The organism is Paraburkholderia sp. 22098, assembly GCF_052045935.1.
Taxonomy (GTDB): Bacteria; Pseudomonadota; Gammaproteobacteria; order Burkholderiales; family Burkholderiaceae; genus Paraburkholderia; species Paraburkholderia caledonica.
The window spans coordinates 1-23,007 of sequence record NZ_JBQEPV010000012.1; the positions used below are offsets into that span (position 1 = coordinate 1).

Below are 23,007 nucleotides of genomic sequence, written 5' to 3' on the forward strand. Positions count from 1 at the left end.
GTGCGCTGCGCGCCGTGGCCGCGCAGCCCACCGCCGGAATCGGCCAGACTTCTTGGGGGCCGACGGGCTTTGCGATCGTCGGCAGCGCCCGCGACGCCGAAGGCGCGCTCGCTACAGCGCGCGAAGCCACGCGCGGCATGCCGCACATCGAATGCACGATCGTGACGGGGCGCAATCGCGGCGCGACGGTGCGCTCCGCCGAAGCGCGGCAGCATCGGCGCATCGACGCCGCATGATGTGCGTTTATTCCGCGCCGCGAGTTACGGACCGGGCAGCCGGTGAACGGGCGCGTCGAAAAGGATCGCGCTCGAACGCGCGATCTGTAAACGGCCGGCTCGCGAAAGCCTCGCGCATGCACATATGGCGCCGGCGGCCCATGCAACAGGCGCGGCACACGCGCCATCGATCCGACACATACTCGCCAAGCCCATGCGCCCACGCGCGGCAACGCCCTAGTCCTCGCGTTGCGCAGTTCATGACATCGTCACTGAAACGAGCCCCCTGCCATGTCCGACACTACTGAAAGACCCGCTGAAAAACCTGCCGAAAGGCCCTACATCCTGCACATGTTCACGGCCACGCCGCAGATGAGTCCGTTCGACGTCAATATGGCCGCCGACGCCGGTTACCAGATCATCGTGCCGTATTGCAATGTCGACGCCGGAATGGTCGCCAACCTCACTCAGGACGCGATCTTTTCGCGCGGCCCGAAAGGCGTGGCGCGCACTGGCATCTTCATCGGCGGACGCGATGTGATGCTCGCCGCCGACATGCTCGACACCGCGCGCAAAGCCATGGTCCCGCCGTTCGAGGTGTCCGTGTTCGCCGATCCGAGCGGTGCATATACGACCGCCGCCGCGCTGGTCGCGCTCGCCGAGCGGCATCTGGGCAAGGCCTACGGGATGGAACTGGGCGGCAAACGCGTGCTGATTCTCGGCGGCACCGGCGCCGTCGGACGCGTGGCGGCGGCGATGGCGGCTTCGCTCGGCGCGGACGTGTCGATCGGGAGCCACACCGACCAGGCGCGCGCGGTACGGGTCAGCGACGATCTGAATCAGCGCTTTGGCATCGTGACCAAAGGCGTGGGCACGGCGACGCCCGCCGAACTGCGCGCGGTGCTCGGCGAGGCCGAGATCGTGCTGGCCACGGCAATTGCGGGCGTGCAGGTGGTGACCCGCGAGGACCTCGGACATGCGCGCCGTCTGCTGATCGCCGCCGACGTCAACGCGGTGCCGCCCGAAGGCATTGCCGGCGTCAACGTGATGAACGACGGCAAGCCGATCGAAGGTGTGCCCACCACGGGCGGCGCAATCGGCATCGGTGCACTGGCGATCGGCAATGTCAAATATCAGGTCGAACACCGGCTGTTCACGCGGATGCGCACGGGCGGCAAACCCGTCTACCTGAGTTTTCCGCAAGCGTTCGACGAGGCGCGCGCCGTCGCGGCCGGTCTTGGCTGAGCGGCAAACTGTGCGGGAGCACCGGCCATGACCATGCGTCCATCTCCAGCGCGTGCGCCGTTCGTCGCGGTGGCGGGCCTGTCCGCGCGGATGCTCGCGCAGTCCGCCGCGCGTGCGGGCTTGCGGGTCGTCGCGCTCGACGTGTTCGGCGACCGCGATACGCGCGAGGCCTCCGAACTGTGGTTCGACATCGGCGGCGGCCCGTTGTCGATCGACGCCGCGCGGCTCACCGACGCGCTGGAACGCAGCGCGCGCCTGCCGGGCATGATCGGCTGGATCGACGGCAGCGGGCTCGAACCGTTCGTGGCGCAGTTGCGCAGCGCGCCGGGCCTGCCGCGCTTCATCGGCAATTCCGTCGACGCCACCGCTGCCGTGCGTGATCCGCGGCGCTTCTTCGCGCTGCTCGACGAACTCGGCATTCTGCATCCGCCGGTCGCCTTCACGCGCCCCGCCGCGCCGCAGGGCTGGCTCGCGAAACGCGCGGACGGCTGCGGCGGAACGCACGTCGAGCCGCTCCCCGCGGTCACCGACGCACGCGTTCCCGCGCAAGTCTATTTCCAGCGCCATAGCCGAGGCGTCGCGATGTCGGCGCTCTTTATCGCGGCGCGCGGCAGCGCGCGCGTGATCGGCTTCGCGCACCAGCTCACGTGCACGATGGGCAACTTGCCGTTCGTGCACGCGGGCTCCATCGGCCCAATCGACCTGCCGCCCGCCGTCGAGGTGAGCGTTCGGGCGGCGATCGCCGCGTTGTGCGCGCGCGTCGGGCTTAGCGGCATCAATAGCTGCGACTTTCTGCTCGACGGCGATTCGTTCGAACTGCTCGAAATCAACACACGCCCTTCGTCGACGATGACGCTTTACGAAACCGCCTCTCCCGATGCATGGGCACGCGGGCTCGTCGCCAGTCATATCGACGCCTGCCGTCACGGCCGTCTGCCCGCCGAACCCCCGCGTGCGACGTGGCGCGCCGGTCAACAGGTGCTGTTCGCGCCGCGTCCGTTCGCTGTCTCGCAAGCGTTCAGCGATGCCTGCATGCGCGATCCGCGTTGCCGCGACGTGCCGATGCCCGGCACATGGGTCGAAGCCGGGCAGCCCGTCTGTACGCTCATCGTGCGCGCCGCTTCGGTGGACGCGGTACGGCATGCGCTCGACGCCCAGCACACGCTGGTGCTGCAACGAATCGAAACCTGCCATGAGCCCTGCTATGAACCCGACTGTTCCTTCATCCACTGCCACTCCTGACGAACCCAGGCCGCCGCTCGCGGATGCCGCCGCACTGAGCGTCAACGCGCTCAGCGAACGTCTGGTCGCCCGTCTCGTCGACGACGCCCCGCGTTTCGGCGCTGCGATTAGCCGCACGGCGAACGGCACGGTGCTCGTCGACGCGGGCGTGGCTGCGCCCGGCAGCGTCGCGGCAGGCGTGCTGATCGCGCGCATCTGCATGGGCGGCCTCGGCCACGTGACCGTGCGCGAGAGCCTGGATGCGAGGCCGCTGTGGCCGAGCACGATTGAAGTGCGCACGTCGTGGCCGGTGCTGGCCTGCCTCGCCAGTCAATACGCGGGATGGAGCCTCGCGGCAACGAAGGAGCAGACCGGTGGCAAGAAGTTTTTTTCTCTCGGATCAGGCCCGGCTCGCGCGCTTGCGGTAAAGGAGCCGCTCTTCGCCGAACTCGGTTATCGCGATCGTCACGAGCGCGGCGTGCTCGTGCTCGAAGTGGACCGTCTGCCGCCGCAGTTCATCATCGACAAGGTAGTGCACGACTGCGGTCTCGCGCCCGAGCGGTTGACACTCGTCGCCACGCCGACACAGTCTGTCGCGGGAACGGTGCAGGTAGTGGCGCGGGTCGTCGAGGTTGCGTTGCACAAAACGCATGTGCTCGGCGTCGCACTGGACGAGGTGGTTGAAGCCGGCGGCTCAGCGCCGTTGCCGCCGCCGGCGCCGGACGGCGTTCAGGCGATGGGCCGCACCAACGACGCAATCCTGTACGGCGGCCGCGTGCATCTCACGGTGAAGCACGACGCGGTGGCGCGGCGGCTCGCCGCGGAACTGCCCGCATCGACTTCGCGCGATCACGGCCGGCCGTTCGCGGATATCTTCACGTCCTTCAATTTCGACTTCTACCAGATCGACCCCGCGCTGTTCGCCCCGGCTGAAGTGTGGGTGAGCAGCCTCGAAAGCGGCGCGACCTATCACGGCGGCGCCGTCGACGCGGATCTGCTGCACGGTCAATGGAGCGGCAAGCCATGAGTCTGCCTTTGCCCAGCGACTCGACGGCCATGGACGCGGGCACCGACACGCCCGGCGCGCAGGCCCCGCTGCGCATCGCGATCATGACCGACGAAACCGGCTGGCACACCGGGCGCCTGAAAAAAGCGCTTCGCGCGCGTGGTGCGGAGGCGCGCTGCATCGACCTCGCCGATTGCCGCATCGACACGACGTGGGAACCGCATGGGCTCGCGCTGCCGGGCTTCGGCCACGGGCTGCCCGACGCCGTTTTTGTGCGCGGCATCGCAGGCGGCACGTTCGAGCAAGTGACGTTGCGGCTCGGCATCCTGCATGCGCTGCGCGAATCGGGCGTGTCGGTCTACAACGACGCACGCGCGATCGAACGCAGCGTCGACAAATCGATGACGAGTTTTTTGCTGCATCGCCACGGCGTGCCCACGCCCGCCACTTGGGCCGGCGAATCGGCAGCATTCGCGCAGCGCGTCCTGATGCGCGAGGCGGCGGCCGGACGCCAGGTCGTGCTCAAACCGCTGTTCGGCTCGCAAGGCCATGGGCTGAAACGGCTCGGCTTGCGCAGCACGCCGCCGCGCGCGCTGGCACCGCTGCCTTCGCTGAAGCCGTACAGCCAGGTGGCGTATCTGCAGCGTTTTATCGACGGCGGCAGGCCAGGCTTCGACTGGCGCGTGCTCGTGATCGGCGGACGCGCGGTGGCGGCGATGCGGCGCATCGGCGGCAAAGGCTGGATTCATAACTTCGCGCAGGGCGCCACGTGCGAGGCGGCCGAGCTGGACCCCGCGCTCGCGCAAACGGCCGTGCGCGCCACCGAGGCGCTCGGGCTCGACTACGCGGGCGTCGACCTGATTCCCGACCCTCACGACGCCGCCCGGCCGCTCGTGCTGGAGGTCAACGGTGTGGCGGCATGGCGCGGCCTCCAATCGGTCACGTCGATCGACATTGCAGCGGCGCTCGCCGACGATCTGCTCTTTCGCAAGCTGCCCGCGCAGCGCGGCGAGGCGGCGGCGGTGGTGGCGCTGCACGAACGCCATGGCTGAGCGGCTGCGGGGTTTTCTGCTCGCGATGAGCCTGAGCGACTGCACAAGCACCTGCAAGAGCCGCTTCAGTGCGCGGCGAGTTCGAGCGGTTCCGGCGCGCCCTCTGATATGAACACGGCCCCATCGGTCAGCGACTCCGGGCACGCTCGCGCTGCCTTCCTGACAGCCTGCCGGCTGGACGTCGAGACGCCGAAGCCAGGCAACGTCAGCGTGGATAGCGAAGGCCATGGCATGAGCGCGGCGCAGTTCATTGCCAGCGCCGACGCGGCCGCCGACGTGCTGTTCGCGCGCGGCATGCCCGTCGGCCAGCGCCTGCTCGATGCTGTCACGCGCACGCGCGCCACGGTCGGCTGCAATACGAACCTGGGCATCCTGCTGCTGATCGCGCCTCTCGCCGCAGCGCTCGAAGAAACCGCGCACCCGCTGTCGGCCCACGCGTGGCACGCGGCAACCGGGCGCGTACTTGCGCGCCTCGATATCGACGACTCCCGCCTCGCATACCGCGCGATCGCGCTCGCCAATCCGGGCGGTCTCGGCGAGGCTCCCGAGCAATCGGTGCACGACGCGCCGACAGTCGCGTTGCGCGCCGCGATGGCACTCGCCGCCGCGCGCGACAGCATCGCGCGCCAGTACGCCGAGGGCTTCCGCGACATTTTCGAAACTGGCCTCGCCGCGTGGCGCGAAGTTCCGGCCGACGATCCGCGCATCGCCACGCTGAACGTGTTCCTCACGTTCCTGAGCACGTGGCCCGACTCGCACATTGTGCGTAAGCACGGACTTGGGGTGGCGCAGAGTGTCACGCGAACGGCACGCGAGCGGTACGCGCAATGGCGCCGCACGCTCACGCAAACGAGCGCCGCCGCGGGCAATCAGTCCCTCGATACATGGGATGCCGAAATGAAAGCGGCTGCCATCAACCCCGGCACCAGCGCGGACCTGACGGTGGCGACGCTGTTCGTCGCACTTTGCCTCGACGAGCCGGGTGCCGGAAGCGGCGCGCCATGCGGAGCTGACGCGCCCCGCACTGGCACGGATCCTGTTAGTTAATGCCACCGTGCATCAACCGCTGCCAGGCGATCGCGGACCAGGACCGTTCAGGCGGCGTGTCAGTCAGTCGGCAAGTCCCCATTCCACTCATCGGAGGAACAGCATGGCCAAGATCAACCGCGTCCTGATAGGCGAGTCGCTCGTCGGCGACGGCAACGAGGTCGCACACATCGACTTGCTGATGGGACCGCGAGGTTCCGCTGCGGAAACCGCATTCTGTCATGCGCTAACCAACAATAAGGACGGCTTCACATCGCTGCTCGCGGTCGTCGCGCCGAACCTGCTCACCAAGCCCAACACGATCCTTTTCAACAAGGTCACGATCAAGGGCGCGAAACAGGCGGTGCAGATGTTCGGGCCGGCGCAGCATGCCGTCGCGCTCGCTGTCGCCGACAGCGTCGAGGACGGCACGATCCCGCAGGACGAGGCGGACGACCTGTTCCTATGCGTCGGCGTCTTCATTCACTGGCAGGCGGACGACGACAAGAAGATTCAGGAGTACAACTACAAGGCGACGCGCGAGGCGATCCAGCGTGCCGTCAAAGGCGAACCGAGCGCTGCGGAGGTCGTGTCGAAGAAGAGCAGCGTCGCGCATCCGTTCGCTCCGAACTGATGGCTCACGGCCCGCGCGGACACAGCCGCAAAACGGAGCCGCGCGGGCCTCGCATGATGCCATCGTGCAATTGCTCTCACAGAGGCATGAGATGACCCTACGATGTCGCGCGCTGTCGGCCTTTGCCTGCATTGCGCTTGCCGCGCCGCTCGCCTGGGCGGACGGCGATCCGCAACAAACGCCAGCGCCGTCGTCAGGCTACAACTACCCGACGCAGGGACGCGTCGAATACGTGCTGTCCTGCATGGACGACAACGGGCACGATTTCGCGAACGTCTATAAATGCTCGTGCGTGATCGACAAAATGGCGACCGCGCTCCCGTATGACGAGTTCGTCGATCAATCGACATTCGCCAAGTATGCGACGCTCGGCGGCGAGGGCGGCTCGGAGTTCCGGGTCGACCACGCGAAAGCGCAGACGAAGAAATTCCGCACGCTGCAAGCGGACGCCTACCGCAGTTGCGGACTGGGCAGCGATAAAACGGCGGCGTCGAAATAGCGGATGTGGCCGGTTAACCCGGCGTGGGCGCGGGTGCGCCCGGACGATGCATATCCGGGCCTCGCGGGTTCAGTCCGGAATCAGCCCCTCTCCAAGCGACGCATAACTCGCAGGTCCACCCGCTTTTGGCATATCGCTGCGCTGCCGCTCGATCTGCACGCCGACGGCGGCTACGTCGTCGAATTTTGCCGGTTTAGCGAGCGACACGCGAACCCAGTGCGCGCCGAAATCGGTGATCAGCAGGCGCGCCACCGCTTCGGCAAGCGCTTCGAGTAGACGCACACCGTGCGACTCCAGCAGCGCATGCAACGCGCTGCGCACCGCAGCATAGTTGATCGTGTCCTCGATGCGATCCGTCGTACAGGCGCGAATCGAGGGCACGCCGATCGCGAGGTTCATCCGCACGGACTGCGGCACATGCAACTCGCTGCTGTCGATACCTATAATCGTCTGACCGATAAAGTTCTCGATAAACACGATGTCCATGCGCTTGGGCGTGCCCGAGGTTAGGCCCTCCGAAGGCGCACCCCAGGGCATACCCGCGCGAGGCGCCTGCGCATCGGCGGCGCAGAAGCTGGCAAGGCGAACGGTATCGATACGGTCCATGGTGTACTCCGCCGCGTAGCGGCAACAAGTTAAGAGACGCAACCCGGGTAAACGTAAAGCAGCACACAATGACTCGCGCGCGAAGCGCTCTGTGCCGTGCAACGTCAATGCAGGCCCCGGGCAGGGGCATGCCGACATTAAAAGCAAAAAGCGGGCACACCTTGTACTATTGATGCGACTTCTTATTGAACGTGAGCGACATCGAGCGTAAAGTTTTAAGCCAACGCCTGACAGTAAACGGAAACAGCGGGCGTATTACTCAGTGCGCATACGGACAGGGCACGACACAGAAGCCGCGGCGCCAGGGGATGACATTATCGATAAAGCGGCACTCGTGACACGCAGGCGAAGCCCATGCGAATGCAACATTTCGCAAGGCAACGTTCGGCGCGCGTGAAGTTGCCGCAACGGAGACGAACCCCATGTCGTTGCTTGCTGACAGCTCCATGCACGTCCGTGAAATTCTCAACGTCGTCAATCATCAACTGGCGACACGTCCGACGAGCGAGCCAGTCGCTCAATCGTGGGCGCGTTGTGTCAACGAGTTTCAGCTCGACCCTTCCCGCTTCGTCACGCCGCCCATCCTGACGGACTACGAACTAAGCTCGCGCCGTGAGGCCATGGGCGATCTGATCGCGTGTTCGAAGCTGGAAATGACCACGCTTTATCAACAGCTGGCCGATCCCGAACTTGCCGTGGTGCTGGTCGACTCGGGCGGCGTGATCGTCCACCAGGTGTCGTCCGTACCGTTCGCGGAAGCGGTCGCCTCCGACGGCTTCCGCGTCGGTGCGCTGTGGAGCGAGCGCGAAGCGGGCACTAACGGAATGGGCACGTGCCTCGCCGAACGCGACTGCATTGCCGTCTGCCAGCACGAGCATTTCTATCCGCGCTACACGTCGCTCACCTGCTCCGCCGCGCCGATCTTCGACGACCGCGGCGAGATTGCCGGCGTACTCGACGTCACGAGCCGCTCGAAACTGCTGCAGCAGCACTCGCTGGTGCTCGTCGGCATGTCGCGCCAGATGATCGAAAACCGCTTGCTCGACGCGCGCTATCGTCATGCGAACATGATTCACTTTCACAGCCGCCCGGAGTTCGTCGGCACACTGCATGGCGGAAAGCTCGCAGTGGCGGACGACAGTACCGTGCTGGCGGCGAACCGCAGCGCCCTCTTCCAGCTCGGCTTCCGCTCGCTTAGCGAACTGCGCGGACGGCGTATCGAGGAGGCGTTCAACGCGTCGCTCGAAGACATGATCGCGCGCAGCATTCGCGGCTCGTTTCATCCGGTCACCGTGTACAGCGCCAACGCGACGAACCGCTTTTTCTTGGTCGCGCAGACTGCGCAAAATGCGGCGGCACGCGGCACGCGCGTCGCCGTGACAGCGCCCGTGGCGCGCACGAGCGCACCCGAAAAGCGCCCGCCGCCGGCCCGGCTCGATGAAATCGCGCATCTGGAGTTCGGCGATCCACGCATGGCCTCGCAGATCCAGCTAGGCGTGCGCGTCGTCCAACGCAAGATTCCGATCATCCTCAGAGGGCAAACGGGCACCGGCAAGGAAGTCTTCGCGCAGGCGTTGCATAGCATCAGCCCGCATTCGTCGGGGCCGTTCGTGCCGGTGAATTGCGCGTCGTTGCCGGAGAACCTGATCGAAAGCGAACTGTTCGGCTATCGCGCGGGCGCGTTCACCGGCGCTCAGCGTGAAGGACGCCGTGGCAAGATCGTGCAGGCCAACGGCGGCACGCTGTTTCTGGACGAGATCGGCGACATGCCGCTCGCGTTGCAGGCGCGGCTACTGCGTGTGATCGAGGAGCACGAGGTCACGCCGCTCGGCGCGGAAACCACCGTCAAGGTCAATTTCCAGTTGATCAGCGCAAGCCACCGCAACCTGCTCGAACTCGTGCACGGCGGACAGTTCCGCGAGGATCTGTATTACCGGCTCAAGGGCGTCGAACTGAATCTGCCGCCGCTCGCCGAGCGCGTCGACAAGCTGCCGCTAATTCATCATCTGCTCGAGGCGGAAACCGATAACGATCCACCGGAGCTAACGAAAGAAGCCGAGCAGGCGTTGCTGAGCTATGCATGGCCCGGCAACATCCGTCAGTTGCGACATGTGTTGCAGATGGCGATTGCGCTATGCGACGGACAACCGATCCGCTGCGAAGATCTGCCTGTGGAAGTCACGCAGCGCGATCCGCTAGTCGCGACGCCCGCCGTGTCTCACCCGGTTGCGCAGCCGGCGCCGCATCCGGACGACGATCCCGATCTTTCCGCGCTGAACGCAATCCAGTTGAACGAACGTGGGACCGTTCTTGCGATGCTCGAAGAAAATCGCTGGAACGTGAGTAACGTGGCGAAGGCGCTGGGCATCAGCCGCAATACGCTGTATCGCAAGATGCGCCGGCTGCAGATCCGTCTGTCGCATGACGGCTCGGGGCACGACGGCACCGATCTCGACGACCCAGCCGACGAACAGTCCTTCGACGGCGCGCCGCCCGACGGATCGCCGCCCGACGGTTCACCGCACGCTCATAGCGCATGACCCAGGCGCCCGCTCGCAAGCTCGCCGATTTCAAGCCTGACGCGCGCTTTGCGTGGTGCGTGACGGGCTCGGGCCATCTGCTCGAGGAGTCGATCGAACTCGCGCTGGCGTTGCCGCGCACGGACCTTTTTCTCTCCGCCGCAGCCGAGGAAGTGCTGCCGCTTTACGGCTGGAAGCTGCCCAGACTGCGCGAGCGCTTCAACGTGTTCCGCGACAAGAGCGCGAGCGGCGTGCCGGTCGGCATGCTGTATCACGGCATGTATCACACTGTCATCATCGCGCCGGCCACCAGCAACACGGTGGCCAAATGCGCGTTCGGCATCTCCGACACGCTGCCCACCAACATGTACGCGCAGGCCGGCAAGCAGTGCATACCGGGCATCGTCTTTGCATGCGACACGGAACCGACGGTCGTCACACAAAGCCCGAACGAATGGGTCGAACTAAGACCGCGAACGATCGAACTCGACAACGTGGAGCGCCTGTCGCGCATCGAATACACGACGGTCGTGCGCTCGCTGGATGAACTGAAGACGGCTCTCGATCAACGCCTCGCGACGCTCGACCTGGTATGACCCTGCCACTCGGCGCTCACTGACATGGACCACATCGTCTTCCTGACCGGCCGGCTCGCCGAAAAGAGCCTGCTCCGCGTGCTCGAAAGCATGGCGCCGACGCCGTTCAGTTGGGAAATCCGCGAAATCGGTCTGCAAGTCGCCGCACTAATGACCGCCGACATGATCCGGCGCCGCGTGCCCGCGCCGCTCGCGGCACAGCGCGTGATCGTGCCAGGTCGATGCCGAGGCGACCTCGCGGCGCTGACCGAACACTATGGCGTGCCGTTCGAACGCGGCCCGGAAGAAGTAAAAGACCTGCCGCAGTTCTTCGGCCGCGAGGCGAAGCCGGTGGACCTCTCGCGCTACGAGACCGAGATTTTCGCGGAGATCGTCGACGCGCCGCGCCTCGACCTGGACGGCATTGCCGCGCGTGCTCGCGACTATGCCGCACAGGGCGCAAATGTGATCGACTTGGGCTGCTTGCCGGAAACACCGTTCCCGCATCTCGAAGACGCGGTACGCCGGCTGAAGGCCGAAGGCTATCGCGTGAGCGTCGATTCGATGCACACCGACGAGTTGCTGCGCGGCGGCCGCGCAGGCGCCGACTATCTGATGAGCCTGAACCTCGACACGCTGTGGATCGCGGACGAAGTGCCGTCCACGCCGATTCTCGTCGCACGCGATTCACGCGATCCCGCTTCGCTCGACGCAGCCATCGAGCGGTTCACCGCGCGCGGCCGCGCTTTTCTTGCCGATCCGATTCTCGATCCGATCCCGTTCGGCCTCGCTACGTCGATCGCGCGTTACGTGAGACTGCGCGAACGCTATCCAGACGTTGCGATCATGATGGGCATCGGCAACGTGACCGAGTTGACCGAAGCGGACACCAGCGGCATCAACGCCGTGTTGCTCGGCATGGCGGCGGAGCTTCGTGTGAGTGCGGTGCTTACCACGTCCGTCAGTCTGCATGCTCGGCGGGCCGTGCGCGAAGCCGACATCGCGCGTCGTGTGATGCATGCCGCCCGCGAAGCGCAGGTGCTGCCCAAGGGCATCGACGGCGATCTTGCGACAGTGCATGCGAAGCGCCCGTTTCCATACAGTCCCGCCGAGATCGACGAATTTGCCCGGCAGGTGCGCGACCCGAATTTCCGCGTGCAGGTGAGTGCCGAGGCCATTCACGTCTACAACCGCGACGGACATCTTCGTGGCGGTGATCCATTCGAGTTCTATCCGGACCTTCATCTGGAAGCAGACGGCGGCCACGCCTTCTATATGGGCGTGCAGCTTGCACGCGCTGAGATCGCGTGGCGGCTCGGCAAGCGCTTCGATCAGGACCAGCCGCTCGACTGGGGCTGCGCCGTCGATCGGCCCGAGCAGGACCTGTCCGCCTGGTGCGCGCCCGGCGAGACGATGAAGAAACGGTGAGCACGCACGGTACGACCGTTCAGCGCGCTTCCGCTAACGCTTCGTTCGCTTCGCTCATCTGCGCGAGCGCGGCACGCATCGCGCCCATGGCCTGCGCATAGTCGTCGGCGCCGAAGACCGCCGAGCCGGCCACGAACACGTCGGCACCCGCCGCTGCAATCGGCGCGATGTTCGACGCCTTCACACCACCATCCACTTCGATCAGCAACGCGCGTCCGGTGCGCTGCATGGTTGCGTCGACGCGTTCGCGCAGTACGCGCAGTTTCTCTAGCGTCTCGGGAATGAAGGCCTGACCGCCGAAGCCGGGATTCACCGACATGACCAGTACCACGTCGAGCCGCTCGATCACATGGTCGAGCACTGCGAGCGGCGTCGCAGGATTGAGCGCGAGTCCGACGCGCGCGCCGTGCGTCTTGATCAGTTCGATGGTCCGATGGACATGCAGCGATGCTTCCGGATGAAAGCTGATCGTGTTCGCACCAGCTTCCGCAAAGCTGATGACGAGCGGATCGACCGGCATGGTCATCAGATGCACGTCGATCGGCACGCGCGTATGCGGCCGGATCGCCGCGCAAACCAGCGGCCCGACCGTGAGATTCGGCACGTAATGGTTGTCCATTACATCGAGATGAATCCAGTCGGCGCCGGCTGCCGTGACGTCGCGAATCTCTTCGGCGAGACGCGCAAAGTCGGCAGACAGCAGCGAAGGGGCAATCAGAAAATCACGCATGCCGGTCTCCTTGCTCAGTGATATCGGCGCGCCATCGCGTCGAGCGGCAATGGCTTGATGCGCGGCGCCTGCCCGGCGCAGCCGAATGCCTCGAAGCGCTCCACGCAAACACCGCGCGCAGCCGCCGTTGCGGCCTTCAACGCGGCGCGCGGATCGAACTCGGCCCGCGCGTTCGCCAGCGACTTGCGCATTGCGCCGCTCATTGCGAGCCGGATGTCGGTGTCGATATTCACCTTGCGTACTCCGTGCGCAATGCCGCGCTGGATTTCTTCGACCGGTACGCCGTACGTGGTGGGAATCTCGCCGCCGTATTCACGGATTATCGCGAGCCATTCCTGTGGCACCGACGACGAACCGTGCATCACGAGATGTGTGTTCGGAATCCGCTCGTGAATTTCGACGATCCGGCCGATGGCGAGAATATCGCCGGTCGGTTCCCGGCTGAATTTATAGGCGCCGTGCGAGGTGCCGATCGCAATCGCCAATGCGTCGACGCCAGTGGATTCGACGAAAATCTGCGCCTCGCGCGGATCGGTCAGCAGATCGTCGCGCGTGAGCTGCCCTTGCGCACCGACGCCGTCTTCCTCGCCGGCCATGCCGGTTTCCAGCGACCCGAGACAACCGAGTTCCCCTTCGACGGAAACACCCACCGCATGCGCTGCGTCCACCACGCGCCGGCTCACGTCGACGTTGTAGTCATAAGTTGCGGGTGTTTTCTGATCGGGCAGCAACGAGCCGTCCATCATCACGGATGTAAAGCCCGAACGGATTGCCTGCTGACACACCGCCGGACTCGCGCCGTGGTCCTGATGCAGCACAAGCGGAATGTCCGGATGCGCTTCGAGTGCGGCGAGCACGAGGTGGCGCAGATAAGGCTCGCCCGCATATTTGCGCGCGCCCGCCGACGCCTGCAATATCACCGGACTCGCGGTTTCTTCCGCGGCCTGCATGATCGCGTGAATCTGCTCCATGTTGTTGACGTTGAACGCGGGCACGCCGTAGCCGTGCTCGGCCGCGTGATCCAATAGTTGACGCAGTGCTATGAAGGCCATTGCAAGCTCCTCGAAGACGAATCGAATTCTGTTCACCTAGCGTGCAGCACGACGCGACGGGCTTCGTCCACCACAGCCTGGGCGGTCAACTGGAAATGTTCGAACAGATCGGCGGCCGGGGCGGATTCGCCAAAGGTGTCGATACCTACCACGCCGCCTTCCAGACCCACGTACTGACGCCAGAACGCGCGCACGCCCGCTTCCACGGCGACGCGCGGCACGCCGGGCGGCAACACCGCGTCGCGCCATGTGTCGGGCTGCCGGTCGAACACGCTCGTCGACGGCATCGACACGACGCGCGCATCGATACCCAGGGCAGCGAGCGGTGCGAGCGCATCGAGCGCGAGCGAAACTTCGGAGCCCGTAGCGATCAGTATCAGCCGCGATTCCTGGTGTGAATGCGTGGACTCCGACGCATCGTGCCAGTCCCGCAGCACATAACCACCCCGCTCGATTGCGTCGATCTGCTCGCTCTCCCGTGCAACAAACGGCAGGTTCTGCCGGCTCAGCAGAAGGCACGACGGCCCCTCGCGCTCTACCGCGCTCGCCCACGCGCGCGCAGTCTCTACCGTGTCGCACGGACGCCAGACGTCGAGTCCGGGAATCAGCCGCAAGCTCGCTGCGTGTTCAACCGACTGATGAGTCGGCCCGTCTTCTCCCAAGCCGATCGAGTCGTGCGTGAGCACGAAGATCGAGCGCGTCTTCATCAGCGCGGCCATGCGGAGCGCGTTGCGCGAGTAGTCGGAAAACGTGAGGAAAGTGCCGCCAAATGCTATATGCCCGCGATGCAGCGCGATACCGTTGATCGCCGCGCTCATGCCGAACTCGCGCACGCCGTAGTGCAGATAGTTGCCGCCTTGCAGGCCGGCTTCGTCGGCGTGAATGTCCACGGCGGCAGGCCAGTTGGTGAGGTTCGAGCCAGTCAGATCGGCCGAGCCGCCTCCACGTCGCGCACCACGTTCCAGCCGTATGCGGCGAAACGCGCGGGTGTGTCGTCGCTGAACCACTGCGCGACATGTCCGTCGATGGAGATGCCGTTGTCGTCGTAAAGCACCGTGAGCTTGCCGAGCTTCAGCGTTCCCGCGAGCGATGCTGCTTCGTGCGAGATACCTTCCATCAGGCAGCCGTCGCCGGCAAACACATACGTGCGATGATCGACGATCGTATGACCGGACCGGTTGAATTCGTGCGCGAGCAGTGCCTCGGCGAGCGCCATGCCGACCGCGTTGGCGAGGCCCTGTCCGAGCGGGCCGGTCGTCGTCTCGACACCCGGCGTTACGCCAACCTCGGGGTGCCCCGGCGTCCTGCTATGCAATTGACGAAACCGCGTGAGTTCGTCAATAGCAAGGTCGTAGCCCGTGAGATGCAGCAGCCCGTACAACAGCATCGAGCCATGTCCGTTCGACAGCACGAAGCGGTCGCGATCGGGCCATGCCGGATTGCGCGGATTGTGTTTCAGATGCCGGTCCCACAGTGCGACGGCGATCTCGGCCATGCCAAGCGGCATGCCGGGGTGGCCTGACTTTGCCGCTTCGACGGCGTCGATCGCGAGCATGCGCAGCGCGTTGGCCATCACGCGGGTCTCAGGATATGCAATGGATTCTGCGACGGCACTCATCGAATGTCCCCTTCAAAACCTGCACTGAATGTCTCGCTGCAAAGCCGGAGCGTGGAAGGCTCAGACCCTTGCGGCTCATGCCCCTTCGACTCATGCCCTTGATCGCCGGTCGATCAGTTGCAGAATCATCGGCGTGAAGATGAGTTGCATGGCGAGCCCCATCTTGCCGCCCGGAACGACGATCACGTTGGGACGCGACATGAAGGAGTCGTGCAGCATCGTCAGCAGGTACTGGAAGTCGATACCTTTGGGCCGCGCGAAGCGGATCACGACAAAGCTCTCGTCGGGCTGAGGAATTTCGCGCGCGATAAACGGATTCGACGTATCCACGGTCGGCACACGCTGAAAATTCACGTGCGTGCGCGAGAATTGCGGACATATGTAGTTCACGTAATCAGGCATACGCCGCAGGATCGTATCGACCACCGCCTCGTGCGAGTAACCGCGCATGGTCTGGTCGCGATGCAGTTTCTGAATCCATTCCAGGTTGATGATCGGCACGACGCCGATCAGAAGATCGGCATGCCGCGCGATGTCGATACGATCGGTCACTGCCGCGCCGTGCAAGCCCTCGTAGAACATCAGGTTCGTGCCGGGCTGCACGTCTTCCCACGGTGTGAACGTCCCGGCATCCTGCTTGTAGAGCCGCACTTCAGTTTCGTCGTGCACGTAGTGGCGGAACTTGCCGGTGCCGTTCTCGCCATAGCTCGCAAACAGCGCCTCCAGTTCTTCAAGCAGATTTGCCTCTGGTCCGAAATGGCTGAAATTCGGCACGCCGTCGCGCTCGTGCTGCTTCATCGCTTCGCGCATGCCGTTGCGGTCGTAACGGTGAAACGCGTCGCCTTCCACGATCTGCGCGTTGATCTTCTCGCGCCTGAAAATATGGGTGAAGCTCTTCATCACGGTCGTGGTGCCGGCGCCGCTCGAACCGGTCACCGCGATGATCGGGTGTTTGACTGACATGCGTTTGTCTCCGGATAGTAGTGTTCTGTTCGGCCGGTTCTGACTAGCCTGGGCGGCTCGCGCTCAGGCGGTGAAACCCGGCAGAAAAAGCGAGCGGCGGCCAAAGAGCGGCGACGTGAACGGCCGGTCCTCGCCACGGTCGTATTCGCCGTGATAGCGGCCAATGCGCTCCACTTCGTTGCGCGAGCCGAGAATCACGGGTACGCGCCCATGCAGCGCATGCGGCACCACGTCGAGAATGCGCTCGCGGCCCGTGATGGAAAGGCCGCCGGCCTGTTCGACCAGAAAGCTCATCGGATTGGCTTCATACAGAAGCCGCAGGCGCCCTTCCATGACCGGCGTTTTCGAGTCGCGCGGATACATGAACACGCCGCCGCGCATCAGGATGCGATGCACCTCCGCGACCATCGAGGCAATCCAGCGCATGTTGAAGTCCTCTGTACGGCAACCCGTGCGGCCGTCCTTGCATTCCTGCACGTAGCGGCGCACGGGCGGCTCCCAGAAGCGTTCGTTCGACGCGTTGATCGCGAACTCGGCGGTGTTCTCCGGAATGCGAATGTTCGAGTGCGTCAGCACGAAATTGCCGATCTCGCGCTCCAGCGTGAAGCCATGCGTGCCGTTGCCCACCGAGAGCACGAGCATCGTCGAAGGGCCGTAAATCGCGTAGCCCGCCGCGACCTGCTCGCGGCCCGGCCTGAGAAACGCGGATTCGCCGACCGGTCGATCCGTGTCGGCGGAACGCTCATCCACATTGCGCAGCACCGAAAAAATCGAACCGACCACGCCGTTGATGTCGATATTCGACGAGCCGTCGAGCGGATCGAACGCGAGCAGATAGTCGCCGCGTGGGTAGCCTTGGGGAATCGTGTAGACGCTCTCCATTTCTTCGGAGGCCATCGCGGCAAGCAGCCCGTCCCACTCGCACTGCTGCACGAAGATTTCGTTGGTGGCGACGTCGAGCTTCTTCTGCTCCTCGCCATGTGTGTTGATGCTTTGCGCCGATCCGTAATTACCGCCGAGCGCCCCCTTGGTCAGCATCGCGGAGATCGACTTGATGGCCGCGGCTACGTCGATCAGCAGCGCGGATAGACCCGCGTTCTGTGCCGTTCCCGCCGTGCAAGGCTGGCGGTCGAGCGTGTCGATGAGAAACTTCGAAAGGGTCGTGCGTCCGTCTTGCATGGCGATCTCCTGAGGTTGTTCTGTTTCAGCCTGGCGGCGCCGTCACGGCACGCGACGCAGTGGCGCCTGACTCCTCCGCGCCCGACGGAAGAAAAGGCCCGGACGGCTCGGCGCTTTGCGCGAGCGGCTCGGCGAATACGCGGCTTGCGCGAATGTCTTCGGTCGTGATGAGTGTCAACGCGGCCGCGTCGATCGGCGCGCCGCCCTGCATCGCCGCAGCGAAAAGACGATTCGCCTGGCGCAGCCGCGAGCGGTCCAGCGCGTTGCGTACCGAGCGCGCATTGGCGAAATTCGGCTGACGGGTGCGCCGCGCGAGGTAATCCGCGAAAGCGCGCCGTGAATCGGCGTCGAAGCGGTAATTCAACGTCGAGAGCATGCGCTCGGCAATGTCGAGCAGTTCCGCGTCGCCGTAATCGGGAAACGTGATGTGATGCGCAATTCGCGAGCGAAAACCCGGATTGCTTTCGAAGAACACTTCCATGCGCGACGCGTAGCCGGCGAGGATCACCACCAGATCGTCGCGCTGGTTTTCCATTGTCTGCAGCAGAATTTCTATGGCTTCCTGCCCGTAGTCCCGTTCGTTCTCGGGGCGATACAGGTAATACGCTTCGTCGATGAACAGCACGCCGCCCATCGCGCGCTTCAGCACATCGCGCGTTTTCGGCGCGGTATGGCCAATGTACTGGCCGACCAGATCGTCGCGCGTGACGGAGACGAGATGATTGCGGCGAATGTAACCAAGCCGATGCAGTACCTCGGCCATGCGTAGTGCCACCGTCGTCTTGCCGGTGCCGGGATTGCCTGAGAAACACATATGCAGCGTCGGCGCGCCGCTCGCGAGACCGAGCGATTCGCGCGCCCGCTCGACGAGCAGATGCGCGGCGATCTCGCGAATGCGCGTTTTTACCGGCGCGAGGCCGACGAGATCACGGTCGAGTTCCGCGAGCACGTCGCCGATGCCGGAATCGCGATAAAGCGCGGCGAGGTCGATATGCGGCGGCAACCCACGGCTCGCGTGCTTTGCCGCGTGGTCGTCCGGTGCGTCGTGCCCGGCTGCGGACGACGGTGCGTCGGCGTCAATAACGGCAGCTTCGGTCATGCTTTCTCCCTCCGGTCATCGCGCTTTAGTCGCGCTTTGGCCACGCATTGGCCACGCTTTCGCGGCACCTCCGCGGCACCTCCGCGGCACCTTATTACGCTCCCGTCGCCGCTATCAGCGCGTCGAACCGTAGCGCTCGCCCGATGGCTTGTCGCTCGCGTAGCCCGACAACCCATATCGCTGCACACGCCCGGGTCCATCACTACGCGTAAGCCGGAAACCCGGCTCGTCATCGGGCCGGTTGACGATGAACGACAGCCGCATCGTCTCGAATCCGCGCACCGAGTCGAACGCGTTGACCTTGATGTAGTGCTGCGGCCGCGCGGCGCGGCACGCCTTCACTTCCTGCAGCACGCCGGCCGCATCGTGCAGGTCAAACATCGGTAGCCCCCACATTTCCCAATACGTGTTGCGCGGATGCGGGTCGTCGGTGAATTCGACGGAACAGGCCCAGCCCTGGCCGAGCGCGTAGTCGATCTGCAAACCGATCTCTTCGTCCGTGAGTTCCGGCAAGAAAGAAAACGTGCCTTGTGTAATGCGCATGACGTACCTCGCAATTGATTGACTGCAACGTTCAGACGGCGCACACGGTCTCCCGCGCAGTGCGTCGGCACTGCTGCGAACCTGCGCCGGGAATCTTTCGATGCGCCGCTTATGCCGCGGTCGGCGTGGCGGCGAAATCCGGTGAATCGGTCGATGCGTAGTTGAAACTCACGTCGCGCCAGGTATCGAGCGCCTGCTTCAGCGGCCCGCACCAGCGCGCCGCGGCCTCCAGAATGTCCGGCCCTTCGTGACGAATGTCGCGTCCTTCGTTACGCGCTTTCACCATCGCCTCGAGTGCGACGCGATTGGCCACGGCGCCCGCCTGAATGCCGCCAGGGTGACCGATGGTGCCGCCGCCGAACTGCAGGATCGCGTCGTCGCCGAACAGGTCGAGCAGTTGATGCATCTGTCCCGCGTGAATGCCGCCCGAGGCCACCGGCATTACCTTGCGCAGGCCGGCCCACGGCTGCTCGAAGAAAATGCCGCGCGACAGGTCGACTTCGTTGCGCGCCTCGCGGCACACGTTGTAAAAGCCCTGCACGGTCAGCGGATCGCCTTCGAGCTTGCCCACCGCCGTGCCCGCATGCGCATGGTCGACACCCGCCATGCGCAGCCACTTCGCGATCACGCGAAACGAAATGCCGTGATTGCGCTGACGCGTGTACGTGCTGTGCCCCGCCCGATGCAGGTGCAGAATCATGTCGTTCCTGCGAGCCCAGCGCGACATCGACTGAATCGCGGTCCAACCGATCACGAGGTCGATCATCACGATGCATGAACCCAGTTCCTTCGCAAATTCAGCGCGCTCATACATTTCCTCCATCGTGCCCGCCGTTACGTTCAGGTAGTGGCCCTTGACCTCGCCGGTCTCCGCTTGCGCGCGGTTCACCGCCTCCATGGAAAACAGAAAGCGGTCCCGCCAGTGCATGAAAGCCTGCGAGTTGATGTTCTCGTCGTCCTTCAGAAAATCGAGGCCGCCGCGCAAGCCTTCGTACACGACGCGGCCATAGTTCTTGCCCGACAAACCGAGTTTGGGCTTGACGGTGGCGCCCAGCAGCGGACGGCCATACTTGTCGAGCCGCTCGCGTTCGACGACGATTCCCGTCGGCGGTCCCTGGAAGGTCTTCAGATAAGCAACAGGTATGCGCATGTCTTCGAGCCGCAGCGCTTTCAGCGGTTTGAAGCCGAATACGTTGCCGATGATCGACGCCGTCAGGTTCGCGATCGACCCTTCTTCGAACAGATCGAGTTCATACGCGATGTACGCAAAGTACTGCGGCTCGGCCGCGTTCGACGCGGGCACCGGATCGACCCGATACGCTTTTGCGCGGTACATGTCGCACGCAGTCAACCGGTCGGTCCACACCACGGTCCATGTTGCCGTTGACGATTCGCCGGCCACTGCCGCCGCAGCCTCTTCCGGCTCGACGCCCGGTTGCGGCGTGATGCGAAAGAGTGCGATCACGTCCGTGTCTTTCGGCGTGTAATCCGGTTGCCAGTAGCCCATCTCGCGATACTTCATGACGCCGGCGGCATAGCGCTCGCGCGCATTGCCCGCATCGCGCGGCTTGTGCAGGGACTCGATCACCGGTTGACTGAAATCGTTCATGACGTATCCTCGATTGTGAACAGGCGCGCTGCCGGAAGAACGAAGCGCTTGAGTGCACTGTAGGCAAGGACGTCATGGTTGAGAATTCACGATTTTATTTGGCAGACTTAATCGATCCGTTATCAATCGCATATCGTGGAGTGCACTTTCGGCAATTGCGAAGAAAGGAACCTGTCACCCACTCGTATGCAACTTGCTTCGGTGAAATCGCGGCGTAAGCGTGAGGCCGGCTCGGGCTCCTGAACGGCCACCGAAAGTGTGAAGTTGCATGCGCGCCGTATGTGACACGCGCATCAGGGTCTTTCGTGCGCGGTGGAACACTTTGCTGCATTATCGGAACAGTGCGCCGCGCAAGAAGCTCGTGCGGCGCCCATGCCGCGCGGGCCTGCCCGCCGCCGTTATTCGGCGAACGCTGTATTGCGGCGCGGCATAGGCTGCTCCAGTCTTCGTTGCCGGTCCGGCACGGAGCTTGCGTAGTCGATTACGCCAATGCAGCCCGGCAGTGTGTCGGGCCGACGGCGCAACGCTGTATCAACTCGATGGAGGAAGCACCTTATGCAATGGACGACTCCGAGCTACACCGATATGCGTTTTGGTTTCGAAATCACGATGTATATCGCTACGCGTTAAAGCCCGCATGGGCCGCGTGATGCGGCCCCTCTGCGGATCGATTGTTAATCGTTAGCTGAACGGGCGGCCTAGAGCGCTGCCAGGACACGCGTTCCCATCCATGATTCACGAAACGATCGTCACTACGGCAGCGTGCGATGGCCGTCCTCATGTCGCGCCGATGGGAGCCCGTTACGAGGGCGAGTTCGTCATTCTCTCGCCGTTCCGTCCGTCCGTGACGCTCGACAATATCGTCGCCTCACGCGCGGCGGTCCTCAATTTCACTACGGATGTCCGCATCTTTGCCGGCTGCGTCACGCATTGCGCGACCGATTGGCCGACGCTCGCGGCAAGCCATGTGGCAAGCGTGCGGCTCGCCGAGTCGCTCGCGCATGCGGAACTCGAACTCGATGAATTGCGCGACGACAATGAGCGCCCGGTACTGCGCATGAAATGCGTGTACCGCGAAACGCATGCGCCGTTCGCCGGTTTCAACCGCGCGCAGGCCGCCGTGGTGGAAGGCGCAATTCTCGTGAGCCGGCTCTTCATGCTGCCGGCCGACAAGGTCGATCGCGAAATGGCTTATCTGCAGATCGCCATCGACAAAACAGCCGGCGACGCCGAGCGCACCGCGTGGGGCTGGCTCACCGCCGCGATCGCGCGGCACCGCGAACGTCTTGCATCGCCGGGTGGCCAGGCCGCCTGACACGTATTAGTTGCGTACCACTCGCGTTTTTCCCCGCTTTTTTCGGAGAACACCGATGACCGCATTGCTTGCGAGCGTCCGCTCGTACGACGAAGCATTGGATGCCGCCCGCGCAGGCGCCGATCTGATCGACCTGAAGGAACCGCATGCGGGCGCGCTGGGCGGGCTCGATATCGGCGACATCGCGCGGATCGTGCGCGAGCTTCGCGCCCGTTATCCGGTCAAGCCGATTAGCGCGACGATCGGCGATTTTCCCGCGGATGCGCTGGATGAAATCGCCGCGCGCGTGATCGAAGTAAGCGACACGGGCGTCGATTACGTGAAAGTAGGTGTGACGCCTGGACCGGCCGCTCGCCGTTGCCTCGAACAACTGGCGAACCTGCCGGCGGCTGTCGTGCCGGTGTTGCTTTGCGATGGAGGCATGAACGGCGAGTTGGCCGCGCACGCGGCGTCGCTCGGCTTTGTCGGCGTGATGTTCGACACCTCCGCCAAAGACGGCAGCACGCTGTTCGATCATGTGGACACCGACACGCTCGGGCGATGGCTGCGACTCACGCGCGAACGAGGCGGAATGTGCGGCGTTGCCGGTTCGCTCGGCTGGGCGCAGCTGGAGCAGATTCGCGCGCTCGCGCCTGACGTGGCGGGTTTTCGAACCGCGTTGTGCGTCGACGGCAGGCGCTCGCGGCTCGACCCGCAGCGCGTCGCGCAATGGGCGGACGCATTGCATCGCGGCTCAGGCGATGTTGGCGCGGCCGGTTTGGCGGCGGATCGAGCTGCGGCCGACGCGGTCCGCGTGTAGCACGCTGCATGGGCGGCATGGCTGAATGCGCTCTATGCCCTAACCTCGGCTTGGCTAGATTGGCAAGCTCAACC

21 protein-coding genes and 2 pseudogenes are annotated in these 23,007 nt (G+C 64.5%); 14 read left to right on the top strand and 9 right to left on the bottom strand.

The window, feature by feature from the left end:
* From ACTJLB_RS23525 to ACTJLB_RS23560, 8 genes and pseudogenes are all read left to right on the top strand, one after another.
* A pseudogene (locus ACTJLB_RS23525) lies at positions 1–236 on the top strand (beta-ribofuranosylaminobenzene 5'-phosphate synthase family protein); the annotation flags it as partial.
* 270 nt (positions 237–506) lie between these two features.
* Complete coding sequence (locus tag ACTJLB_RS23530; RefSeq protein WP_440784617.1) at positions 507–1,460, top strand: NAD(P)-dependent methylenetetrahydromethanopterin dehydrogenase; 954 nt, start codon at positions 507–509, stop codon at positions 1,458–1,460.
* A 27-nt stretch (positions 1,461–1,487) separates the two neighbouring features.
* On the top strand, positions 1,488–2,702 hold the full coding sequence (locus tag ACTJLB_RS23535) for an ATP-grasp domain-containing protein (protein WP_440784618.1): 1,215 nt from the start codon (positions 1,488–1,490) through the stop codon (positions 2,700–2,702).
* Positions 2,665–3,708 (top strand): methenyltetrahydromethanopterin cyclohydrolase, encoded by a 1,044-nt coding sequence (mch, locus tag ACTJLB_RS23540; RefSeq protein ID WP_440784619.1) that lies wholly within the window; start codon positions 2,665–2,667, stop codon positions 3,706–3,708. Before ACTJLB_RS23535 ends, mch begins: the two co-directional genes overlap by 38 nt.
* Entirely contained in the window at positions 3,705–4,739 is a 1,035-nt protein-coding gene (locus ACTJLB_RS23545) for an ATP-grasp domain-containing protein (protein WP_440784620.1), read from the top strand. The genes mch and ACTJLB_RS23545 overlap by 4 nt, the downstream gene beginning before the upstream one ends.
* 108 nt (positions 4,740–4,847) lie before the next feature.
* Positions 4,848–5,786, top strand: a complete 939-nt coding sequence (locus tag ACTJLB_RS23550) for a triphosphoribosyl-dephospho-CoA synthase (protein WP_440784621.1) — start codon at positions 4,848–4,850, stop codon at positions 5,784–5,786.
* Positions 5,787–5,889: 103 nt separating this feature from the next.
* A complete protein-coding gene (gene fae / locus ACTJLB_RS23555; RefSeq protein ID WP_020066330.1) occupies positions 5,890–6,399 on the top strand; it encodes a formaldehyde-activating enzyme in 510 nt (169 codons plus the stop codon).
* 91 nt (positions 6,400–6,490) lie between these two features.
* Positions 6,491–6,898, top strand: coding sequence for a hypothetical protein (locus ACTJLB_RS23560; protein WP_440784622.1), 408 nt, complete (start codon positions 6,491–6,493; stop codon positions 6,896–6,898).
* Between the two features lie 69 nt (positions 6,899–6,967).
* Here the strand turns inward: ACTJLB_RS23560 and ACTJLB_RS23565 are convergent, their stop codons facing one another.
* Positions 6,968–7,504: a dihydroneopterin aldolase gene (locus ACTJLB_RS23565; protein WP_408198193.1), complete on the bottom strand. Its 537-nt coding sequence runs from the start codon at positions 7,502–7,504 to the stop codon at positions 6,968–6,970.
* 422 nt (positions 7,505–7,926) lie between these two features.
* Here ACTJLB_RS23565 and ACTJLB_RS23570 point away from each other — a divergent pair, with 422 nt between their 5' ends.
* The 3 genes from ACTJLB_RS23570 to ACTJLB_RS23580 are packed head-to-tail and all read left to right on the top strand — an operon-like array spanning position 7,927 to position 12,026.
* On the top strand, positions 7,927–10,044 hold the full coding sequence (locus ACTJLB_RS23570; RefSeq protein ID WP_440784623.1) for a sigma-54-dependent Fis family transcriptional regulator: 2,118 nt from the start codon (positions 7,927–7,929) through the stop codon (positions 10,042–10,044).
* Entirely contained in the window at positions 10,041–10,619 is a 579-nt protein-coding gene (locus tag ACTJLB_RS23575) for a flavoprotein (protein WP_020066334.1), read from the top strand. The genes ACTJLB_RS23570 and ACTJLB_RS23575 overlap by 4 nt, the downstream gene beginning before the upstream one ends.
* A gap of 24 nt (positions 10,620–10,643) precedes the next feature.
* Positions 10,644–12,026, top strand: coding sequence for a DUF6513 domain-containing protein (locus ACTJLB_RS23580; RefSeq protein WP_020066335.1), 1,383 nt, complete (start codon positions 10,644–10,646; stop codon positions 12,024–12,026).
* Between the two features lie 19 nt (positions 12,027–12,045).
* On the opposite strand, the gene rpe is transcribed toward ACTJLB_RS23580, so the two are convergent.
* The 8 genes and pseudogenes from rpe to ACTJLB_RS23620 all read right to left on the bottom strand — a co-directional run bounded on the left by rpe (position 12,046) and on the right by ACTJLB_RS23620 (position 20,819).
* Entirely contained in the window at positions 12,046–12,756 is a 711-nt protein-coding gene (gene rpe / locus ACTJLB_RS23585; RefSeq protein ID WP_020066336.1) for a ribulose-phosphate 3-epimerase, read from the bottom strand.
* 14 nt (positions 12,757–12,770) lie between these two features.
* Entirely contained in the window at positions 12,771–13,808 is a 1,038-nt protein-coding gene (gene fba, locus ACTJLB_RS23590) for a class II fructose-bisphosphate aldolase (RefSeq protein ID WP_087753392.1), read from the bottom strand.
* 32 nt (positions 13,809–13,840) lie between these two features.
* Positions 13,841–15,426: pseudogene (locus ACTJLB_RS23595) on the bottom strand (transketolase family protein).
* Between the two features lie 90 nt (positions 15,427–15,516).
* Positions 15,517–16,389: a phosphoribulokinase gene (locus ACTJLB_RS23600; RefSeq protein WP_020066339.1), complete on the bottom strand. Its 873-nt coding sequence runs from the start codon at positions 16,387–16,389 to the stop codon at positions 15,517–15,519.
* 63 nt (positions 16,390–16,452) lie between these two features.
* Positions 16,453–17,568: a class 1 fructose-bisphosphatase gene (locus ACTJLB_RS23605; protein WP_027775927.1), complete on the bottom strand. Its 1,116-nt coding sequence runs from the start codon at positions 17,566–17,568 to the stop codon at positions 16,453–16,455.
* Positions 17,569–17,593: 25 nt separating this feature from the next.
* Entirely contained in the window at positions 17,594–18,667 is a 1,074-nt protein-coding gene (cbbX, locus tag ACTJLB_RS23610; protein WP_440784625.1) for a CbbX protein, read from the bottom strand.
* 114 nt (positions 18,668–18,781) lie between these two features.
* Positions 18,782–19,210 carry a ribulose bisphosphate carboxylase small subunit gene (locus ACTJLB_RS23615; RefSeq protein ID WP_027775929.1) on the bottom strand — a complete coding sequence of 143 codons (429 nt, stop codon included), beginning with the start codon at positions 19,208–19,210 and terminating at the stop codon, positions 18,782–18,784.
* 109 nt (positions 19,211–19,319) lie between these two features.
* Positions 19,320–20,819: a ribulose-bisphosphate carboxylase large subunit gene (locus ACTJLB_RS23620; protein ID WP_020066343.1), complete on the bottom strand. Its 1,500-nt coding sequence runs from the start codon at positions 20,817–20,819 to the stop codon at positions 19,320–19,322.
* 555 nt (positions 20,820–21,374) lie between these two features.
* On the opposite strand from ACTJLB_RS23620, the gene pqqA reads away from it, so the two are divergent.
* The 3 genes from pqqA to ACTJLB_RS23635 all read left to right on the top strand — a co-directional run bounded on the left by pqqA (position 21,375) and on the right by ACTJLB_RS23635 (position 22,933).
* Positions 21,375–21,449, top strand: coding sequence for a pyrroloquinoline quinone precursor peptide PqqA (gene pqqA, locus ACTJLB_RS23625; protein ID WP_013342881.1), 75 nt, complete (start codon positions 21,375–21,377; stop codon positions 21,447–21,449).
* A 100-nt stretch (positions 21,450–21,549) separates the two neighbouring features.
* On the top strand, positions 21,550–22,134 hold the full coding sequence (locus ACTJLB_RS23630) for a DUF447 domain-containing protein (protein WP_020066344.1): 585 nt from the start codon (positions 21,550–21,552) through the stop codon (positions 22,132–22,134).
* 55 nt (positions 22,135–22,189) lie between these two features.
* The gene (locus ACTJLB_RS23635) at positions 22,190–22,933 is read left to right on the top strand and encodes a (5-formylfuran-3-yl)methyl phosphate synthase (RefSeq protein WP_440784626.1); all 744 of its coding nucleotides are present in this window, start codon (positions 22,190–22,192) and stop codon (positions 22,931–22,933) included.
* Positions 22,934–23,007 lie beyond the last annotated feature (74 nt).

Bases quoted from the DNA above. Each gene is read 5' to 3' on its own strand.
- ACTJLB_RS23530 (WP_440784617.1), top strand. From the start codon at position 507: ATGTCCGACACTACTGAAAGACCCGCTGAAAAACCTGCCGAAAGGCCC.
- ACTJLB_RS23535 (WP_440784618.1), top strand. From the start codon at position 1,488: ATGACCATGCGTCCATCTCCAGCGCGTGCGCCGTTCGTCGCGGTGGCG.
- mch (WP_440784619.1), top strand. From the start codon at position 2,665: ATGAACCCGACTGTTCCTTCATCCACTGCCACTCCTGACGAACCCAGG.
- ACTJLB_RS23545 (WP_440784620.1), top strand. From the start codon at position 3,705: ATGAGTCTGCCTTTGCCCAGCGACTCGACGGCCATGGACGCGGGCACC.
- ACTJLB_RS23550 (WP_440784621.1), top strand. From the start codon at position 4,848: ATGAACACGGCCCCATCGGTCAGCGACTCCGGGCACGCTCGCGCTGCC.
- fae (WP_020066330.1), top strand. From the start codon at position 5,890: ATGGCCAAGATCAACCGCGTCCTGATAGGCGAGTCGCTCGTCGGCGAC.
- ACTJLB_RS23560 (WP_440784622.1), top strand. From the start codon at position 6,491: ATGACCCTACGATGTCGCGCGCTGTCGGCCTTTGCCTGCATTGCGCTT.
- ACTJLB_RS23565 (WP_408198193.1), bottom strand. From the start codon at position 7,504: ATGGACCGTATCGATACCGTTCGCCTTGCCAGCTTCTGCGCCGCCGAT.
- ACTJLB_RS23570 (WP_440784623.1), top strand. From the start codon at position 7,927: ATGTCGTTGCTTGCTGACAGCTCCATGCACGTCCGTGAAATTCTCAAC.
- ACTJLB_RS23575 (WP_020066334.1), top strand. From the start codon at position 10,041: ATGACCCAGGCGCCCGCTCGCAAGCTCGCCGATTTCAAGCCTGACGCG.
- ACTJLB_RS23580 (WP_020066335.1), top strand. From the start codon at position 10,644: ATGGACCACATCGTCTTCCTGACCGGCCGGCTCGCCGAAAAGAGCCTG.
- rpe (WP_020066336.1), bottom strand. From the start codon at position 12,756: ATGCGTGATTTTCTGATTGCCCCTTCGCTGCTGTCTGCCGACTTTGCG.
- fba (WP_087753392.1), bottom strand. From the start codon at position 13,808: ATGGCCTTCATAGCACTGCGTCAACTATTGGATCACGCGGCCGAGCAC.
- ACTJLB_RS23600 (WP_020066339.1), bottom strand. From the start codon at position 16,389: ATGTCAGTCAAACACCCGATCATCGCGGTGACCGGTTCGAGCGGCGCC.
- ACTJLB_RS23605 (WP_027775927.1), bottom strand. From the start codon at position 17,568: ATGCAAGACGGACGCACGACCCTTTCGAAGTTTCTCATCGACACGCTC.
- cbbX (WP_440784625.1), bottom strand. From the start codon at position 18,667: ATGACCGAAGCTGCCGTTATTGACGCCGACGCACCGTCGTCCGCAGCC.
- ACTJLB_RS23615 (WP_027775929.1), bottom strand. From the start codon at position 19,210: ATGCGCATTACACAAGGCACGTTTTCTTTCTTGCCGGAACTCACGGAC.
- ACTJLB_RS23620 (WP_020066343.1), bottom strand. From the start codon at position 20,819: ATGAACGATTTCAGTCAACCGGTGATCGAGTCCCTGCACAAGCCGCGC.
- ACTJLB_RS23630 (WP_020066344.1), top strand. From the start codon at position 21,550: ATGATTCACGAAACGATCGTCACTACGGCAGCGTGCGATGGCCGTCCT.
- ACTJLB_RS23635 (WP_440784626.1), top strand. From the start codon at position 22,190: ATGACCGCATTGCTTGCGAGCGTCCGCTCGTACGACGAAGCATTGGAT.